Origin of the sequence: Enterococcus raffinosus (assembly GCF_001886185.1) — a bacterium.
Lineage (GTDB): Bacteria > Bacillota > Bacilli > Lactobacillales > Enterococcaceae > Enterococcus_A > Enterococcus_A raffinosus.
The window spans coordinates 19,233-35,518 of the sequence record NZ_JXLA01000037.1; the positions used below are offsets into that span (position 1 = coordinate 19,233).

The following is a 16,286-nucleotide window of genomic DNA, read 5'->3' on the forward strand; positions in this document are numbered from 1 at the left end:
GTCAGAACCGTTTTTGTGAGAAAATGACGGAAACTATTATTAGTACGTAAAATTTTTGAGGTGCTACATGAGCAGAACAAAGAAAATTATCTTGATTGTTGTGGGTGTCATCGTGCTGCTTGTTGGGGCTGCGACGGTTTACCTGTTGAAGGTAAATAGTGATGTGGATCAGGCAATCAGTAAAATGACGAAGAAAGTCAATTATAAAAATACTCGATCAGATACGGTCGATTTAAAAAGTGGCGAACCTTTTTCGATTCTTCTAATGGGGACGGATACAGGTGATAAAGGGCGAACCTATCAAGGGCGTTCCGATTCTATGATGCTGGTAACGATCAATCCAAAGAAAAAGCAAACCATGATGACGAGTTTGGATCGAGATATTTATACTCAGATCGTTGGATATAAGGGTGACGAGAATAATTATGTCGCAAAAGGCGACACCTATTATGACAAGCTGAACGCGGCTTATTCGTTAGGCGGCACGAAGATGGCGATTGAGTCGGTGCAAGAAATGATGGACGTTCCTGTCGATCATTATATCGAGATCAACATGAAGGGCTTGAAGACGTTAGTTGATGCGGTGGGCGGCATCGAGGTCGACAACAAGATTGATTTTACATTAGATGGCGTTCATGTGAAAAAAGGCAAACAAACCTTAGATGGAAGACATGCGTTAGAATATGTACGGATGCGTCATGAAGACCCTAAAGGCGATGTTGGCCGACAAGCACGACAACGAGAGATTTTATCGAAGATCGTCCATAAAATTTTGTCCGTCAATTCTGTCACGAAGTATAAAAAATACCTGCATGCGGTAGAAGATTACGTACGGACTGACCTGAGCTGGAGTGAGATGCTGACGGTCGCAAAGGATTATACCCCAGCAGCTGAGAATATCAAGCAGACCCAAGTAGAAGGCCAGGGCGAAATGATCAACGATATTTACTTCCAAATTTTAGGATTAAATAATTTATTGGAAGAACAGAACCTTGTGAAGAAGCAGCTAGATTTGCCTACGAAGAAAAAGTTACCGAATCTAGACGAGGACGACGACAATCAATTGTTCTTTGATGATAGCGAAGTTGATAAGATCAGTGCAGGCACCCATTATGATTATACTGGGTATGGCAAGATCCTTTATCCCATCGACAAGGATAATTATTAAAAAGAGTAAATAAAACAGCGGGTATGACAACATTCTTGTCACACCCGCTTTCTAGTTACGTTAAAGATTGAGAAGTCCTTCTTAAGCAGAATCGTTTCATTTTTCTCAAAAATGGTTATGATGAAAGCAAAAGGGGGACGATTTTATGACAGAAGAAAAAGCAATTTTTGCTGGCGGCTGTTTTTGGTGTATGGTGAAGCCGTTTGATCAAATGCCCGGTATCAAAAAAGTCGTTTCAGGCTATACGGGCGGACACGTGCCCAATCCAACCTACGAAGAAGTTTGCAGTGGGACAACAGGTCATACTGAAGCAGTGGAGATCACCTTTGATCCAGCAGTGATTTCTTACGAGCAGCTGGTGGCGATTTATTGGCAGCAAACAGATCCAACGGATGCCTTTGGTCAATTTGCGGATCGTGGCGATTCTTATCGTCCAGTGATTTTTTATGCTTCACCTGAACAAAAAGAAGCGGCAGAGGCATCTAAGGCACGACTTCAGGCAAGTGGGCGCTTCAGTGCACCGATTGTTACAGCAATCGAACCAGTACAGCCCTTTTATCCAGCCGAAGAGTATCATCAAGATTTTTACCAAAAAAATCCTGAGCATTATGCTGCCTATAGCGAAGGCTCTGGTCGACGCGGCTTCATTCGTCAAAATTGGGAAGCGTAATGGCTTTTCAAAAGCAAAACTAAGAGCCCGATAAACAAAAAGGGTAGAAACGGCAGACGTTCTGGGGGATTCTTACGAAGCGCATGATAGCCGAAAAAGACTAATCCGCTCAACGATGCGACAAATAGAAGCTGCAGCAGCTCATAGCCTGATAAAAAGAAGCTCCACAACCCGACCACCCAAAGATCTCCCGAACCTAAGCTGTTTGGGAGAATTTTTTGGCTAAGATAAAAGAGGGCACAAACAGCCAGTGGATGGGTCCAATAAATCGGAAAAAGAAAAATTCCGCTAATGAGTAAAAGAATGCTCGTTATGAAAAAAATCCGCATCTCTACAATCAAATAATCCCAATCGATTACCGCTAAGACTAATGAACTGAATAACCAAAACAAGGTCCAAAGATTATCCCACTGATATTCCTGTAAAAAAAGCCAACAGAGAAGGCCGCAAAACAATTCCAGCCAGAAGCTGCGTTTCGAAAATTTTTGCCGGCAGTGGGTACACTGAAATCCTTGAAGCAAAGCAGAGACTAAAGGAATCATTTCGACTGGTCGAAGTCTGTGCTGGCAATGGTCACAGTGTGAAGGCGGATAAAGCAGCGATTCGTTTCATGGGACCCGGGTACAAACGACCGCTAAAAAGGACCCGATAACTGTTCCAAAGATGAAATGTAGGATTGTTCTCACCTCCCTTTTTCAATAAGATACGAAAAGCAAGCAAAATTCCAGCATTTTCTTTGTGCTTTTGCCATAATTGTATTATGCTTTTAATGGAAGATAAATTAGGAGGTATGAAGGAATGAAATACGAAAAAACAAAAGAAGTATTGAACCAACTAGTTGCAGACTTGAGTCAAATGTCCATGGTCATTCACCAAACTCACTGGTATATGCGCGGCCCGGGCTTCTTGACATTACACCCAATGATGGACGATTTCATGGATGACGTGAACGATCAATTGGACGAAATTTCAGAACGTTTAATCACATTAGACGGCTCACCTTACTCAACATTACGTGAAATGGCTGACCAAACAAAAATCCCAGACGAAGTAGGACGTTGGGATCGTACAATGGAAGAACGCTTAGCTACGCTTGTTGACGGCTACCGTTACTTAGCAGACCTTTACCAAAAAGGGATCGACGTAACAGGTGAAGAAGGCGATGATCCAACACAAGATATCTTCATCGAATTCAAAACAGCGACTGAAAAACGTATTTGGATGATTCAAGCACATCTAGGAAAAGCACCTGAAATCGATGCTTAATTCAAAAAGAGGTTCTCATCAATAAGATGAGAACCTCTTTTTTATAGCGCTGGATCAGAATTTAGGCCAATCACACTATCCACGGGAATCGAGATCAAGATGCCCTGCGCGTCACTTTGGAGACCGCATTGCTTGCTGATGGCTTTCATGATCGCCATTTTTTTGTCGTGCTCGACTAAGATGTAGACCATCTCTTTTTCAGGCTGGATACTGATCCCCCATTTTTTCAGAGTTTCTTGAGAATCAAGCCGTCGAGCGTGGACGACCGTTCCGCCAGCCGCGCCAGCTGCAGTAGCGGCCACCATGACCTCCTCGCTGTACCCTTGATTGATGGTGACCATGAGTAAGCTGTGTTTTGCCTCCTGGATCATCTGTTTTTCCTCTCTTTCCATGTGATGTTGAATCTTGTCCTGCATTTCTGAGTCTAAGATTTTCGTGATATAGCTGCTTGCTCCTGAAATAGGGAAAGTAAACGCGCAGCCTCTGTTAGGCTTATGAAGACATAAGCCTTTTCCAAGAGCGGCCAATAGACCAGGGACACATTTTTTTAAAACGGGACACATGAAAATCGCTTTTTCGGAGGTGCCTAATCCGAGGTAGTCCATGACCTCGTTTGTCGCCGTTCCTTCTCCGATACATAAATAGTGGACGGGTGTTTTTTCCGCTTCAAAAATAGCGTGGGCTTTTTTCTTATCTTTTAAATCTATAATCAATGTCAACATTTGAACAGCCGGTTTATTATGCATCCTCTTCAGTGTCCTCCCATTCTTCGATTTCATTCAATTCATCTATTGTTAACGCCGCATTTTGTGCAGCTTTGCCTTCGCGCCATTTAAAAACAAGCCCCATAATCTGAATAGCGATCAATGGTGTCAATGCGACAAGCGCCACAACACCGAAAGCATCCGCCATAATATTACCATTCAAGGATTCGCTGACGCCAATACAGAGAGGGAGCAGGAAGGTACTGGTCATTGGTCCGCTTGCAACCCCGCCGGAGTCAAAGGCGATACCGATGAAGATTTTTGGAACAAAGCGGGACAGAAGCAGGGCAATCAGATAGCCTGGGATAATAATCCAATAAATGCTGACGCCTGTGATGGAACGTGTCATCGCCAAGCCCACACTGACTGCCACTCCGATGGAGAGACAGATATTCATGGAAGAAGCGGAGATTGATCCGCCAGTAACATTTTCAACTTGGTGATTCAATACCTGAATGGCGGGTTCGGCCTTTACAATAAAGTAACCGATCAGCATCCCGATAGGAATGAGCAGCCATTTGTATTGGCTAGCCGCTAATTCGCCCCCCAATAAACTGCCGACTGGAGCAAAACCGATGCTCACACCGGTTAGAAAAAGGACCAGCCCAATATATGTGTAGATGAGCCCCACGATCATACGTATGTACTGTCTGTGATGGTACCGACGACTGATAAGCTGAAAGATAAAAAAGAGCAGAGCAACCGGCAGCATCGAAATAAGGACTTCTTTCGCAAAATGCGGCAGTTCAAGCATAAACTCCCGCATGACATCTTGTGTCGTACTGACATCAAGAAACTCTGTAGGGGTGTAGGAAGCATCCGTCGGTTGAAAGAAGATGCCTAGTAATAAGACGGCTAGAATAGGCCCAATACTTGAAATCGCAACTAAACCAAAGCTGTCGTCAGAAGCATTTTTATCGCTTCGCACCGATGCCAACCCGACCCCTAAAGCTAAAATGAAGGGAACGGTGATCGGACCTGTAGTAGCCCCGCCTGAATCGAAGGCGACAGGGACAAAATCGTTTGGTGTAAGAAAAGAAAGTAAGATTACCAACAAGTATAGCACCATCAGTAAGAGGGATAAATTGATTTTGAATAAAATTCGCAAGACAGCGATGGTCAAACAAATCCCAACACCGATCGCCACCGTCCAAACCAGTAAATTACTAGGGATCGCCGGCATTTGATCGGCCAATACTTGTAAATCAGGCTCTGCGATCGTAATAACCGCGCCGATAATAAAAACACTGAAAGCTAGTAGTCCGATTTTTTTACTTTTTGAGAGCTGGATCCCCATCCCTTCACCGAGAGGGGTCATGGACATTTCCGCCCCCAGCTGGAAAAAGCCCATCCCGATAATAAGCATCACTGCTCCCATGAGAAACATAGCAAAGGTCCCAATCTCCATTGGAACAAGAAAAACACTTACCAGCAGCACCGTGATCGTAATCGGCAAGACTGCGGATAACGATTCAGAAATATTTTCTTTTAATTTTTGATTCATCGTTTCACTCCTTTTTTCTGTTTTGGACAGAGGAATGTTGGTTTGCATCCAAAAACTGTAGATCCTCTTTGTTGACTACAGCAATTTTAATTATCCGTCACACGCAACGCATAGGAATCCAGCAAAATCCGTGCAATAATCTGCAGCGGCAGGCGTGAGCGCACTTCGTAATCGGGAAAATAGGAGCCTTCAGACTTGAAGCCGACCAAGGCGATCTCGCAATAATTCATCAGACTAGAGGTGTTGTTCGCTGTTAGCAGGATAGAGCCGATCTCCGCGTCGTAGCAGTTTTTAGCGGCGACGACCAGCTCCTTCGTCTCACCGTTTAGAGAGATAAAAATGACGATGTCCTGTTTGGTCAGTTTTCGACTGATATTTTTAATAATTTCCGGATCGGTATGCATTTGACAATTTTTTCCGGTCAATTGGAATTTCACCATCATTTCTTGACCGATCATCTCCGAAAAGCCCCGCGCAAAGAGAAACACCCGATCCGCGAATTTTATTTTTTGGATCGCATCCTCGATATTGCCGATTTTCATCATATTAATCGTTCGAATAACCTCTTGCTCATTTTTTAAAATCGCTCGCCGAATGCCTTCATCGACTTTATCTAAGGAAGAGAAGTTGATGTTTTTGTTTTCCTGCTCTTTTAAATGGTGTTTGAACGCAGTGAAGCCTTCATAGCCTTTCTTTTTCATCGTTCGCACAATCGTAGCCGTAGAAACATTGGCCTGCTCGCTCAGCTTGACGATGGAGTAATTAGGGACTTCAAGAATATGGCTTTCAATATAGTCCCAGAGGTATTGCTCCGTTTCGCTTAATTTGTGATCCATTGTTTTACTAACCCTCTTTCAGCATCACGTTATATAAAAAGTATCACGTTTCATAAAAAGATGTAAAGCTTTTCAATGAATTAGCGAAAATATGAAAACCTTTTCGGTGTGGAACGTTGCATAATAGGCACAAGGAGGTCGTCACTCATGTCTATCTATACATGCACTATGAATTTAGCCATTGATCTATTTATTGAAACAGACACCATGGATCCTTTTGTCGTGAATCGAACGAAGGATGATGATATCCAAGCAAACGGAAAAGGCGTGAATGTTTCCCTCGTCTTAAAAATGTTGGGAATTCCAACGACGGCATTGGGTTTTCGTGCAGGGTTCACTGGAAACTATATAGAAGATTATTTACAGGAAAAAGCGATTCAAACAGATTTTATTGAAGTTCCGGGGATGACTCGCATCAATGTCTTCACACAAGTCAATCAAACAGAGGAGGAATACAAATTAGTCAATCAAGGACCGGAGATCCCACCTGAAAAGGTGCAAGCCTTTTTGGATCAGATCAGGAATTTACAGGCGCAGGATTATCTATGTATCTCAGGAAGTTTGCCACGAGGCGTAGCGCCTACGATTTTGATCGAGATCAGTCGGATCTGCGAAGAACGCGGCATTCATTTGATCATTGACAGCAGCTATCAAGAAGTCATGGACTGTTTGCCTTACCACCCGTTTTTACTGAAGCCAAATGAAGAAGAGCTGGCGTCCTGGTTTGGACAAGTCATTGATACAGAGGAGGCTTATTTATTTTATGGTCAGCAATTATTAGCGGCCGGCGCACAAAATGTACTGCTGTCACTTGGCGGAGAAGGAGCCATTTTTTTCACACAAGATAAAATTATTCGAGGAAATTCGCCAAAGGGAAAAGTAGTCAACACGGCTTGTGCAGGGGATACCTTATTGGGAACCTTTTTAGCTGGTCATTTAAGCCATCAGCCGCTGGAGGAAACATTGCGTAAAAGCTTAGCGGCTGGCAGCTCGACAGCCTTTCGTAAAGGTCTGACAGATTTTTTAGATGTAGAAGCCTTAAGTAAACAAATTGAAATCAAAGAAGAGAGGGTAAAATCATGGGAAATTATCAATTAATCGCAGCAACAGGGTGTCCGACAGGCATTGCTCATACTTATATGGCACAGGAAGCATTGGAGCAGGCGGCGAAGAAAAAGGGCGTAACGATCAAAGTTGAAACACACGGACAGATCGGAGTCGAAAATGAATTAACCGCAGAAGAAATCAAGAATGCGGAGGCCGTGATTATCGCGGCAGATAAGGATGTCCATCCAGAACGATTTGCAGGCAAACGAATCATCGATGTTTCTGTGAGTACAGGGATTAAGGATGCCGAGCGCTTGATTGACAACGCGTTGGCTGGAAAAGGTGTTATCGCTGCAGAGAATCATTCGGTGGATGCGTTAGAGCAGGAAACAGGAAGCGGCACGAGTTTTGGTCGCAGCATTTATAAAAACCTGATGAACGGTGTTTCCCATATGCTGCCTTTTGTCGTGGCGGGTGGTGTTCTAATCGCCATCTCCTTTGCTGTCTGGGGAATCTATTCCTTTGATCCAGAGAATGCTCAGTATAACGCGACAGCCGCTATGCTAAAAGCTGTCGGTGATGCGGCGATGGGGATGATGGTTCCCGTATTAGCCGCGTATATTGCAGAGGGAATCGCGAAACGACCAGGGTTAGTTGTAGGTTTTGTCGGCGGGATCGTCGCAATGAATGGCGGTACTGGATTTTTAGGCGGGATTTTAGCCGGGTTCCTAGCGGGATACTTCATTTTATTCCTGCAAAAAGTTTTAGAGGTGCTGCCAAAACAGCTAGACGGTTTGAAAGCCATCTTCTTGTATCCAGTCATTGGTGTAGCGGTGATCGGGATCGTGATGTCTTTACTCGCAGGACCGATGAAGGCTGTAAATGAAGGCATGATGAGCTTTTTAGCTGGCTTTGAACATTCGAATCCTTTAGTCCTTGGGGTGATCGTTGGCTGTATGTGTGCCTTTGATATGGGTGGCCCGATCAATAAGGCAGCCTATGTAACAGGAACGGCATTATTAGCGCAAGGAAATACGACCTTTATGGCAGGCGTCTCAGCAGCTTGTATCGCACCGCCGTTGATCACAGGATTCGCGACCTTATTCTTTGGAAAATATTTCGATACGAATGATCGCAATGCTGGGTTAGTCAACTTCATTTTAGGCTCTACCCATATTACAGAAGGTGCGATCCCATTTGCGGCAAAGGACCCGATTCGCGTATTGCCAACGATGATGCTGGGGTCATCAATTGCGGCTGTTTTAACGTATATGTTTGGTGTGCAAGTACCAGCACCTCATGGCGGCTTCTTAGTATTGCCAGTTGTAACAGGGAAATTCCAATGGGTATTCTCGATTCTCATCGGTTCAATTATCGGCGGAGTCATTTTGGGATTGATCCAAAAGAGCAGTGTCGCTGCGAAAGAGAAAAAAGCCAATGCGGAACAAGCAGATAAATCAGCCATCGCAGAGTAAGGAGAGAACGAGCATGGGGATCATTCAAGAAGAAAACATCTTTTTACATCAATCACTGTCTACTCAAAAAGAAGCCTTTGAATTTTTAGCGAGACAAACTGTGGCTTTAGGTATTTCAGCCGATGAGCAGCAGGTGTATCAGAAATTAGTCGCACGTGAAAATGAAGGAACGACCGGTATGATGGACGGCTTCGCGATTCCACATGCGAAGGATCAGTCGATCAAAGAACCCAGCATCCTCATTGTTACGCTGGATCAGGGAATCGAGTGGAACAGCATGGATGGTCAGCGGATCAACTTTGTCATCGCGTTGTTTATTCCTGATTCAGAGGCGGGAACGACTCATTTGAAATTATTATCCGCGGTCGCTCGGCTGTTGATGCGAAACGAAGTGACGGAACAGCTGAAAGTGGCGCAAACAAAAACGGAAATCGCAACATTACTAAATGAAAAAATAGGTGAGAATGAATGAAGACAATCAGTGCAGGAAAGAAGAAGTATTTAGATCAACTGACAAATGAAGCGGGAATCATTGGTGCGCTAGCGATCGATCAACGGGGCGCCTTGAAGAAAATGATCGGCAAATACAAGGAAGCAACGACAGATGATATCATCAAATTCAAGGAGCTGGTTTCTCAGGAGTTAACGCCCTATGCGTCGGCTATTTTGTTAGATCCAGAATATGGTCTGCCTGCCGCGGACGTGCGGGACGCCCATTGCGGACTGCTGTTGGCCTATGAAAAAACGGGCTACGACGCGACAACCCCTGGGCGTTTGCCCGATGTATTAAATGTTTGGTCAGTCAAGCGTCTGAAAGAAGCCGGTGCCGATGCCTGCAAATTCCTGCTCTATTACGATGTGGATGAGCCAGAAGCAATCAATGAGCAAAAGCGGGCGTATATGGAGCGGATCGGTTCTGAGTGTACCGCAGAAGATATTCCTTTCTTTTTAGAAATCGTGTCCTATGACGCCAAGATCACAGATGCCTCATCCTTAGACTACGTGAAGGTGAAGCCCCGCAAAGTGATTGAAGCGATGCGGGAATTTTCTAAGGGACGTTATCAAGTGGATGTTTTAAAGGTAGAGGTCCCGGTAAACATGAACTTTGTTGAAGGCTATGGTCAAGAAGTCTGCTACAGCCAATCAGAGGCTGCGGCTTACTTCAAAGAGCAATCAGAGGCCACAGATCTGCCGTTTATTTTCTTAAGCGCCGGTGTCAGTGCAGCGCTGTTCCAAGAGACTTTACGCTTCGCGAAACAAGCGGGCTCAACCTTTAATGGGGTACTTTGTGGACGAGCAACTTGGGCGAATGGAGTAGAGCCCTTTGTAAAAGAAAGCGAAGGACAAGCAGTTGCCTGGTTATCCGAAGAAGGCAGACGAAACATTGAAGAATTAAATGCGGTATTAAAGGAAACTGCCACTTCAGTTTATACGAATGCATAAGAAAAACGACTGCCTGTAGCGGGCAGTCGTTTTTAATGTCTTATAAGGCTTCTTTCGCCAATTCAATTTGTTTTTTGACTTGGTCGAAGCCAGTACCGCCTAGAGAATGACGACGTGTGACAGCCGTTTTAGAAGACAAGGTGTCGTAGATGTCCTCTTCGATCACAGAATGGATAGCTTGATATTCTTCTAACGGCACATCCTGCAGGAAAATCCCTTTTTGGGTGCAGGCCAAGACCAATTTCCCAACGATCTCATGAGCTTGACGGAAAGGGATGCCCTTCGCCGCTAAATAATCCGCCAGCTCCGTCGCGTTAGAGAAATCTTTTTCTGTCGCATCGTGCATAGTCTGGGTATGGACCTTCATGGTATCGACCATACCGGCCATGATGTCTAAGCTAGTCGCTACCGTATGGACTGTATCGAACATACCTTCTTTGTCTTCTTGCAGGTCCTTGTTATAAGCCAACGGCAATCCTTTAATGACGGTTAATAAACCAATCAAATCACCGAAGACACGGCCAGATTTTCCACGGATCAATTCTGCCATGTCCGGGTTTTTTTTTTGCGGCATAATGGAGCTGCCCGTCGAAAACGTATCGGTTAATTCAATAAATTTAAACTCATGGCTGCACCATAGAATGATCTCTTCACAGAAACGAGAGAGATGCATCATTAAGATCGAACTGTTGCTTAAAAATTCAAGAATGAAATCCCGATCGCTGACACCATCAAGACTGTTCATGTAAATATCCGCAAAGCCCAGCTCGTCCGCGGTCATCTGGCGATCAATCGGAAAAGTCGTTCCCGCAAGCGCCGCGCAGCCTAACGGAGAGATATCCACCCGCTTAAGACTTTCTTCAAGGCGTGCCTGATCCCGCGTCAGCATCCCGTAATAGGCCATTAAATGATGCCCAAAGGAAATCGGCTGCGCATGCTGTAGATGGGTATAGCCAGGCATGATCGTTTCAACATGCTCTTCGGCTTTATTGACCAGTACCGCACGAAAATGATGAACCTTCTCGATAATCTCAGCCAAATGCTCCTTCAAGTATAAATGCATGTCGGTAGCGACTTGGTCGTTTCTGCTGCGAGCGGTGTGAAGCTTGCCGGCGACAGGTCCGATCTCGTCATGAAGCATTTTCTCCAAGTTCAAATGAATGTCTTCATTTTCAATCGTAAAGGTTAATTCATTCTTTGCCGCTTTTTCTGCTAATATAGTTAATCCTGCGATGATTTGCTGCGCTTCTTCTTTGGTGATGATACCTGTTTCCCCAAGCATTTTAACATGAGCCAAACTACCGGTAATGTCTTGTGTCGCTAATTGCTGGTCAAAGGGGATGGAAGCCCCAAATGCGTCGATCCAGGCCTCATTTTTGCCATCAAAACGCCCGCCCCAAAGTTTTGCCATAATAGTTGTCCTCGCTTTTCTTTTATAATCAGTATATAAGAAGTGTATTGCTAAAAAAAGACCGACTAGTCGGTCTTTTTCAGCGAAGTATCCTCGCGACTTCTTTAAATAGTTAGCTTAATGAATCCATGGATTCATTAAGCAGTCACATTTAGGGAGGAGGCATCTTCTCAGATACCTCAGGATGAAAACATTGCTGGTTTCCTTATTTCCTGACCGGAAAAGAAACTCTCCTAAGAGCAATGGCAAGATGTGAAACCGGACGGCCTTATTTACCGGCAAGTAAAAGCCGCCTCACATCTGGTTCCTCTTGCAATTTCATTAAATACTCGGTTGTTTATTCTCCGCCTGGATTTCAGCGTGTACCTTTGTTGGCAAGCCCCATAATTTAATGAAGCCGATCGCTGCATCTTGATCGAAGGTATCAGCAGACGTATACGTCGCCAAGTTTTCGTTGTATAAGCTGTTGTCAGATTTACGTCCTTCAACGATGACATTGCCTTTGAAGAGTTTTACACGCAATACGCCGTTCACGACTTCTTGGGATTGTTTCAAGAAGGCGATTAACGCGTCCATCGTCGGGTTGAACCACAGTCCGTCATAGATCATTTGGCAGAGCTGCTGTTCAATAACTGGTTTGAAATGCGCCATCTCACGAACAAAGGTCAGATCTTCCAATTCTTTATGCGCCTTCATCAACACTTCTGCACCGGGACATTCGTAAACTTCACGCGATTTGATGCCCACTAGACGATTTTCAATATGATCGATTCTGCCGATACCATGTACGCCGGCGATCGTGTTCAGTTTCATGATTAATGTCGCTAAAGATAATTCTTCCCCATCTAACGCTGTCGGCACCCCTTTTTCAAAGGTGATCTCAACGATTGTTGGTTTGTCTGGTGTATCTTCTAATTCAGCAGTGATGGCATAAGCTCCAGCTGGCGGAGTAGCCCAAGGATCTTCTAAGATACCGCATTCGCAGGCACGTCCCCATAAGTTTTGGTCGATGGAGTAAGGATTGTCTAGATCCGCTGGGATCGGCACGCCTTTTTCAGCCGCGTAATTGATTTCTTCTTCACGAGACCATTTCCATTCACGGACTGGCGCGATGATCTTCAAGTTTGGATCAAGGGCAGCGATGGAAACTTCAAAACGAACTTGGTCATTTCCTTTTCCGGTACAGCCATGAGCGATGGTCGTTGCTCCTGTCTGATGTGCTAACTCCACTAATTTTTTCGAAATCAATGGACGAGACAACGCCGATACCAATGGGTAAGAATTTTCATAGTAGGTATTGCCCTGCAGCGCAATTAATACGAAGTCCTGCGAAAACTCTTCACGCGCATCAATGGCGTAAGATTCAATCGCACCAACTTGCAGTGCTTTTTTCTTAATAAATTCAGTATCGCGGCCTTCTCCAATATCCAAACAGCAGGCAATCACGTCGTAACCTTCATCGACGAGCCATTTGATTGAGACTGAAGTATCTAGACCACCTGAGTATGCTAAAATCACTTTTTCTTTCATCCTGATTGCTCCCTTATCGCTTTTTCATTAAAATCTAATTAATGTGTTGAAGCAATATTAGCATCGTAAAATACAAAAAGCAAGCACTTTTTAAATATTTATGCAAAATAATTTTAAAAATACGTTTCTTTATTCAGTTTAGTGTGTATATTAGCATTCATTTTGTATAGTAGAAACACGCAGCGTAAATGAAAAGAATTTGCGTTTTCAAAGAGAAAAACATTGACATGCCAAGGCTTAGCAAGTATTATGGTAAATGGTATTGTTTGCCCCACGAGAGCCCCGGAAACTCAAGTGTTTGTCAAACATTCGAAATCGAAATTGGAGGAAAAAAACGTGCGTACAACATATATGGCTAAGCCAGGCGAAGTAGAACGTAAATGGTACGTAGTAGACGCAACTGATGTTCCTTTAGGACGTCTTTCAACAGTTGTTGCATCTGTACTACGCGGCAAAAATAAACCAACATTCACACCACATGTAGATACTGGTGATTTTGTAATTGTAATCAATGCAGATCAAGTTAAATTAACAGGTAAAAAGGCAACTGACAAGATTTACTACCGTCACTCAAACTTCCCTGGTGGATTGAAATCAGTCTCAGCAGGCGAATTGCGTGCTAAAAATTCTCGCCGTTTGGTCGAAACTTCTGTTAAAGGTATGCTTCCTAAGAACACTTTAGGTCGCGCTCAAGGCATGAAACTTCACGTATACGGTGGAGCAGAACATCCACATGCAGCACAACAACCAGAAGTCTTAGACATCACAAACTTAATTTAAATAGGAGGGAAATTCATTGGCACAAGTTCAATATAGCGGCACAGGCCGTCGTAAAAATGCAGTTGCTCGCGTACGTTTAGTACCAGGAACTGGTAAAATTACTGTAAATAAAAAAGACGTTGAAGAATATATCCCACATGCTGACCTACGTTTAGTAATCAACCAACCATTTGGCGTTACTGAAACAGCAGGTTCATACGATGTATTCGTAAACGTAAACGGTGGGGGCTACGCAGGTCAAGCCGGCGCTATCCGTCACGGTATCTCACGCGCTTTATTAGAAGTAGATCCTGATTTCCGCGCACCATTAAAACGCGCTGGATTACTTACACGTGATTCACGTATGGTTGAACGTAAAAAACCAGGTCTTAAAAAAGCTCGTAAAGCTTCACAGTTTTCAAAACGTTAATATTCTTTGTATATCAATGTTTCAAGACACTTTTCAATTATTTGGAAAGTGTCTTTTTTTAGTTTAAGAACACATTCGAGAACACATTCATCCTAGTTCTTTAATCCTTTTTGAAATGCTTCGAAAACAGTCTTATCAACTACATCTGGTGTGTTTACGTATATCTTTGTAGTAGAAATATCTGAGTGTGTTAAAGCATTAGATATTTGATTCATATTTGCTCCGCCTTGTCTAGCTATAGTTGCATAGGTATGACGAAGCTTATGTGGAGATAAATGAGCCAATTCAGGATGTCGTCTTTTAATTGAATTGATTCGATAGTTTAGGTAATCAGCGTGAACAGGGCAATTTACTTCTCCGGATGGTTTAGTATAGGTAAAGAGATACTGATCTGGTGTTTGATTAATTTTTAATCTCAACAATTGCTCAGCTTGCACTGATTTCCATTTGCTTAGTAATGCCATTACAATTTCGGGTACTTGAATTACGGTATCCTTTCGACCTTTTGTAAATTTCTTTTTTTGATATTTATCCAAAGCATGTTTAAGGCGAACCGTTTGTTTCTCAAAGTCGATATATTTCCATTGCAAAGCATACGTCTCACTTTTTCTATCACCAAGATATAGGGTAAGCATGAAAAGAGTATAGTCATGAAGAGTAAGCAAGTGATTATTCAAGTCAGTGTTTACTGCTTCTATCCAAGCAATAAGCTCTTCTGACGATAATGCTTGATTACCTTCCCGTATCCTTCTTTCTTCTAAAGCAATTTTTTTAGGTGCAGTGATACATTGAATAATTTTGGTAGTTCGGTTAAATTCAATATAATTTAGTATTTCTGCAATATCAAACATAGAACGGACATATCCTTTGATAATTTTTATATTTGCGTATTCTTTCGATTTTTTTGTTAATTCATCTGATATTATCTCAGTATTTGAATTCAGATAATTCATTGCATATTCACCAAACATTGGAAGGATGTGCAATCGGAATATATCCTTAGTATTACTAATTGTTACATTACTTGGAGCCCTGTTTGACCTAGTAGTTTGACCTAGTTCATATCTAGGAAGCCATTTTGATTCATAAAAATCTTTAAATTTTATTTTTCCTTTCAATTCTAGTGAGTTTGCATTCTCCTCTCTTAAAACTGTTTCAATCTTCTTTTTCATTTCCCTTTCGGCCTTAATAGCTAATTGCCTAGTTGGAAATACTTTTTGATACTTCTCTGATGCAATTCCAGTGATTTCTCTGAATTTTTTTGGATACCTCAGATTAGTTTTATATTTCCCATTTGAAAGCTTTGTAGGCAAACTTCCTCACTCCTTTAAAAAGTAAGGCAGTACATTTCGCTATTTATAGTATATGTGACGAGAAGAAAATTTCAATTTTTTTTGAATGTATTCATGAAATCTTTGATATCCTCTACGTCAAAGCGAACTACGCCATCAATTTTTATTACTGGAAAATTATATACACGAATCCACTTATCTAAAGTATTATTATCAATTCCTAGAAATTCACAGGCTTGTTTTTTATTCAAGTAGGCTTTCGATTTTATAAAATCATCTCCTAAAATAATAGTTTAAAATTTTTGAACCGCTTTGGGTAAGCACATAGGAATTTCACCTCTCCCCAGTTTACGGCGAGCCTTACGGAAGTATCATTATTTACTGCTATTGTCATGGCATTTTGTTGTCCCAGAACAAAAGAAATCTCTAAGTAGTTGTCGCTAACTAGGTCATGGCGTACTTGTATTTCTAGCTCGAATAGCAGGGAACGTTATTCAAAAATTATATCTAATTATCAAAGATCAATATAGGAATATCATCCTAATCACTATTAATAACAAGAAGAAGATTAAAAAAGAAACAAAAACGGAAAAAAATTTATCTTGATTCCGAGAATTCAATATAGATAATACGGTGCTGAATAAAATTATCTGGTTGTTAAGATAATGTCTGCCGATCATTTCTAAAACCT

The 16,286-nt window shown here is 42.6% G+C and carries 17 protein-coding genes; 9 read left to right on the forward strand and 8 right to left on the reverse strand.

All coding sequences use genetic code 11. The features are described from left to right. Window positions 1-67: 67 nt before the first annotated feature. Window positions 68-1,168 (forward strand): LCP family protein, encoded by a 1,101-nt coding sequence (locus RV13_RS16500; RefSeq protein ID WP_010744342.1) that lies wholly within the window; start codon window positions 68-70, stop codon window positions 1,166-1,168. A 145-nt stretch (window positions 1,169-1,313) separates the two neighbouring features. Beyond that, window positions 1,314-1,838, forward strand: coding sequence for a peptide-methionine (S)-S-oxide reductase MsrA (gene msrA / locus RV13_RS16505; protein WP_028020490.1), 525 nt, complete (start codon window positions 1,314-1,316; stop codon window positions 1,836-1,838). On the opposite strand, the gene RV13_RS16510 is transcribed toward msrA, so the two are convergent. Beyond that, a complete protein-coding gene (locus RV13_RS16510; protein WP_081630572.1) occupies window positions 1,820-2,437 on the reverse strand; it encodes a prepilin peptidase in 618 nt (205 codons plus the stop codon). The two genes, msrA and RV13_RS16510, sit on opposite strands and share 19 nt — an antisense overlap. A 199-nt stretch (window positions 2,438-2,636) precedes the next feature. On the opposite strand from RV13_RS16510, the gene RV13_RS16515 reads away from it, so the two are divergent. After that, window positions 2,637-3,104, forward strand: coding sequence for a Dps family protein (locus RV13_RS16515; protein WP_010744344.1), 468 nt, complete (start codon window positions 2,637-2,639; stop codon window positions 3,102-3,104). Between the two features lie 41 nt (window positions 3,105-3,145). Here RV13_RS16515 and RV13_RS16520 read toward each other — a convergent pair whose 3' ends face one another. The 3 genes from RV13_RS16520 to RV13_RS16530 all read right to left on the reverse strand — a co-directional run bounded on the left by RV13_RS16520 (window position 3,146) and on the right by RV13_RS16530 (window position 6,208). After that, window positions 3,146-3,850, reverse strand: coding sequence for a hypothetical protein (locus RV13_RS16520; RefSeq protein WP_010744345.1), 705 nt, complete (start codon window positions 3,848-3,850; stop codon window positions 3,146-3,148). Next, window positions 3,843-5,372, reverse strand: coding sequence for a DUF1538 domain-containing protein (locus RV13_RS16525; RefSeq protein ID WP_060789500.1), 1,530 nt, complete (start codon window positions 5,370-5,372; stop codon window positions 3,843-3,845). Before RV13_RS16525 ends, RV13_RS16520 begins: the two co-directional genes overlap by 8 nt. An 86-nt stretch (window positions 5,373-5,458) precedes the next feature. Continuing rightward, window positions 5,459-6,208, reverse strand: a complete 750-nt coding sequence (locus RV13_RS16530; RefSeq protein ID WP_010744347.1) for a MurR/RpiR family transcriptional regulator — start codon at window positions 6,206-6,208, stop codon at window positions 5,459-5,461. A gap of 147 nt (window positions 6,209-6,355) precedes the next feature. Between RV13_RS16530 and pfkB the strand changes: the two genes are divergently transcribed. The 4 genes from pfkB to lacD are packed head-to-tail and all read left to right on the forward strand — an operon-like array spanning window position 6,356 to window position 10,173. Next, entirely contained in the window at window positions 6,356-7,306 is a 951-nt protein-coding gene (gene pfkB / locus RV13_RS16535) for a 1-phosphofructokinase (RefSeq protein WP_010744348.1), read from the forward strand. Then, window positions 7,288-8,730 (forward strand): PTS fructose transporter subunit IIC, encoded by a 1,443-nt coding sequence (locus tag RV13_RS16540; protein ID WP_010744349.1) that lies wholly within the window; start codon window positions 7,288-7,290, stop codon window positions 8,728-8,730. The genes pfkB and RV13_RS16540 overlap by 19 nt, the downstream gene beginning before the upstream one ends. Window positions 8,731-8,743: 13 nt before the next feature. Beyond that, on the forward strand, window positions 8,744-9,202 hold the full coding sequence (locus RV13_RS16545) for a PTS sugar transporter subunit IIA (RefSeq protein ID WP_010744350.1): 459 nt from the start codon (window positions 8,744-8,746) through the stop codon (window positions 9,200-9,202). After that, entirely contained in the window at window positions 9,199-10,173 is a 975-nt protein-coding gene (gene lacD, locus RV13_RS16550) for a tagatose-bisphosphate aldolase (RefSeq protein WP_010744351.1), read from the forward strand. The genes RV13_RS16545 and lacD overlap by 4 nt, the downstream gene beginning before the upstream one ends. Before the next feature lie 40 nt (window positions 10,174-10,213). Here lacD and argH read toward each other — a convergent pair whose 3' ends face one another. Together argH and RV13_RS16560 are read right to left on the reverse strand one after the other, a co-directional pair. Then, the gene (gene argH, locus RV13_RS16555; protein WP_010744352.1) at window positions 10,214-11,584 is read right to left on the reverse strand and encodes an argininosuccinate lyase; all 1,371 of its coding nucleotides are present in this window, start codon (window positions 11,582-11,584) and stop codon (window positions 10,214-10,216) included. 321 nt (window positions 11,585-11,905) lie between these two features. Further along, a complete protein-coding gene (locus tag RV13_RS16560) occupies window positions 11,906-13,114 on the reverse strand; it encodes an argininosuccinate synthase (protein WP_010744353.1) in 1,209 nt (402 codons plus the stop codon). A gap of 351 nt (window positions 13,115-13,465) precedes the next feature. On the opposite strand from RV13_RS16560, the gene rplM reads away from it, so the two are divergent. Then, entirely contained in the window at window positions 13,466-13,894 is a 429-nt protein-coding gene (gene rplM, locus RV13_RS16565; RefSeq protein WP_192926194.1) for a 50S ribosomal protein L13, read from the forward strand. A 16-nt stretch (window positions 13,895-13,910) separates the two neighbouring features. Continuing rightward, window positions 13,911-14,303, forward strand: coding sequence for a 30S ribosomal protein S9 (gene rpsI / locus RV13_RS16570; RefSeq protein WP_010744355.1), 393 nt, complete (start codon window positions 13,911-13,913; stop codon window positions 14,301-14,303). A 92-nt stretch (window positions 14,304-14,395) separates the two neighbouring features. Here rpsI and RV13_RS16575 read toward each other — a convergent pair whose 3' ends face one another. Together RV13_RS16575 and RV13_RS16580 are read right to left on the reverse strand one after the other, a co-directional pair. Next, window positions 14,396-15,616, reverse strand: a complete 1,221-nt coding sequence (locus tag RV13_RS16575) for a tyrosine-type recombinase/integrase (RefSeq protein ID WP_002302356.1) — start codon at window positions 15,614-15,616, stop codon at window positions 14,396-14,398. Between the two features lie 71 nt (window positions 15,617-15,687). Next, entirely contained in the window at window positions 15,688-15,846 is a 159-nt protein-coding gene (locus tag RV13_RS16580) for a helix-turn-helix domain-containing protein (protein WP_002302358.1), read from the reverse strand. Window positions 15,847-16,286: the final 440 nt, after the last annotated feature.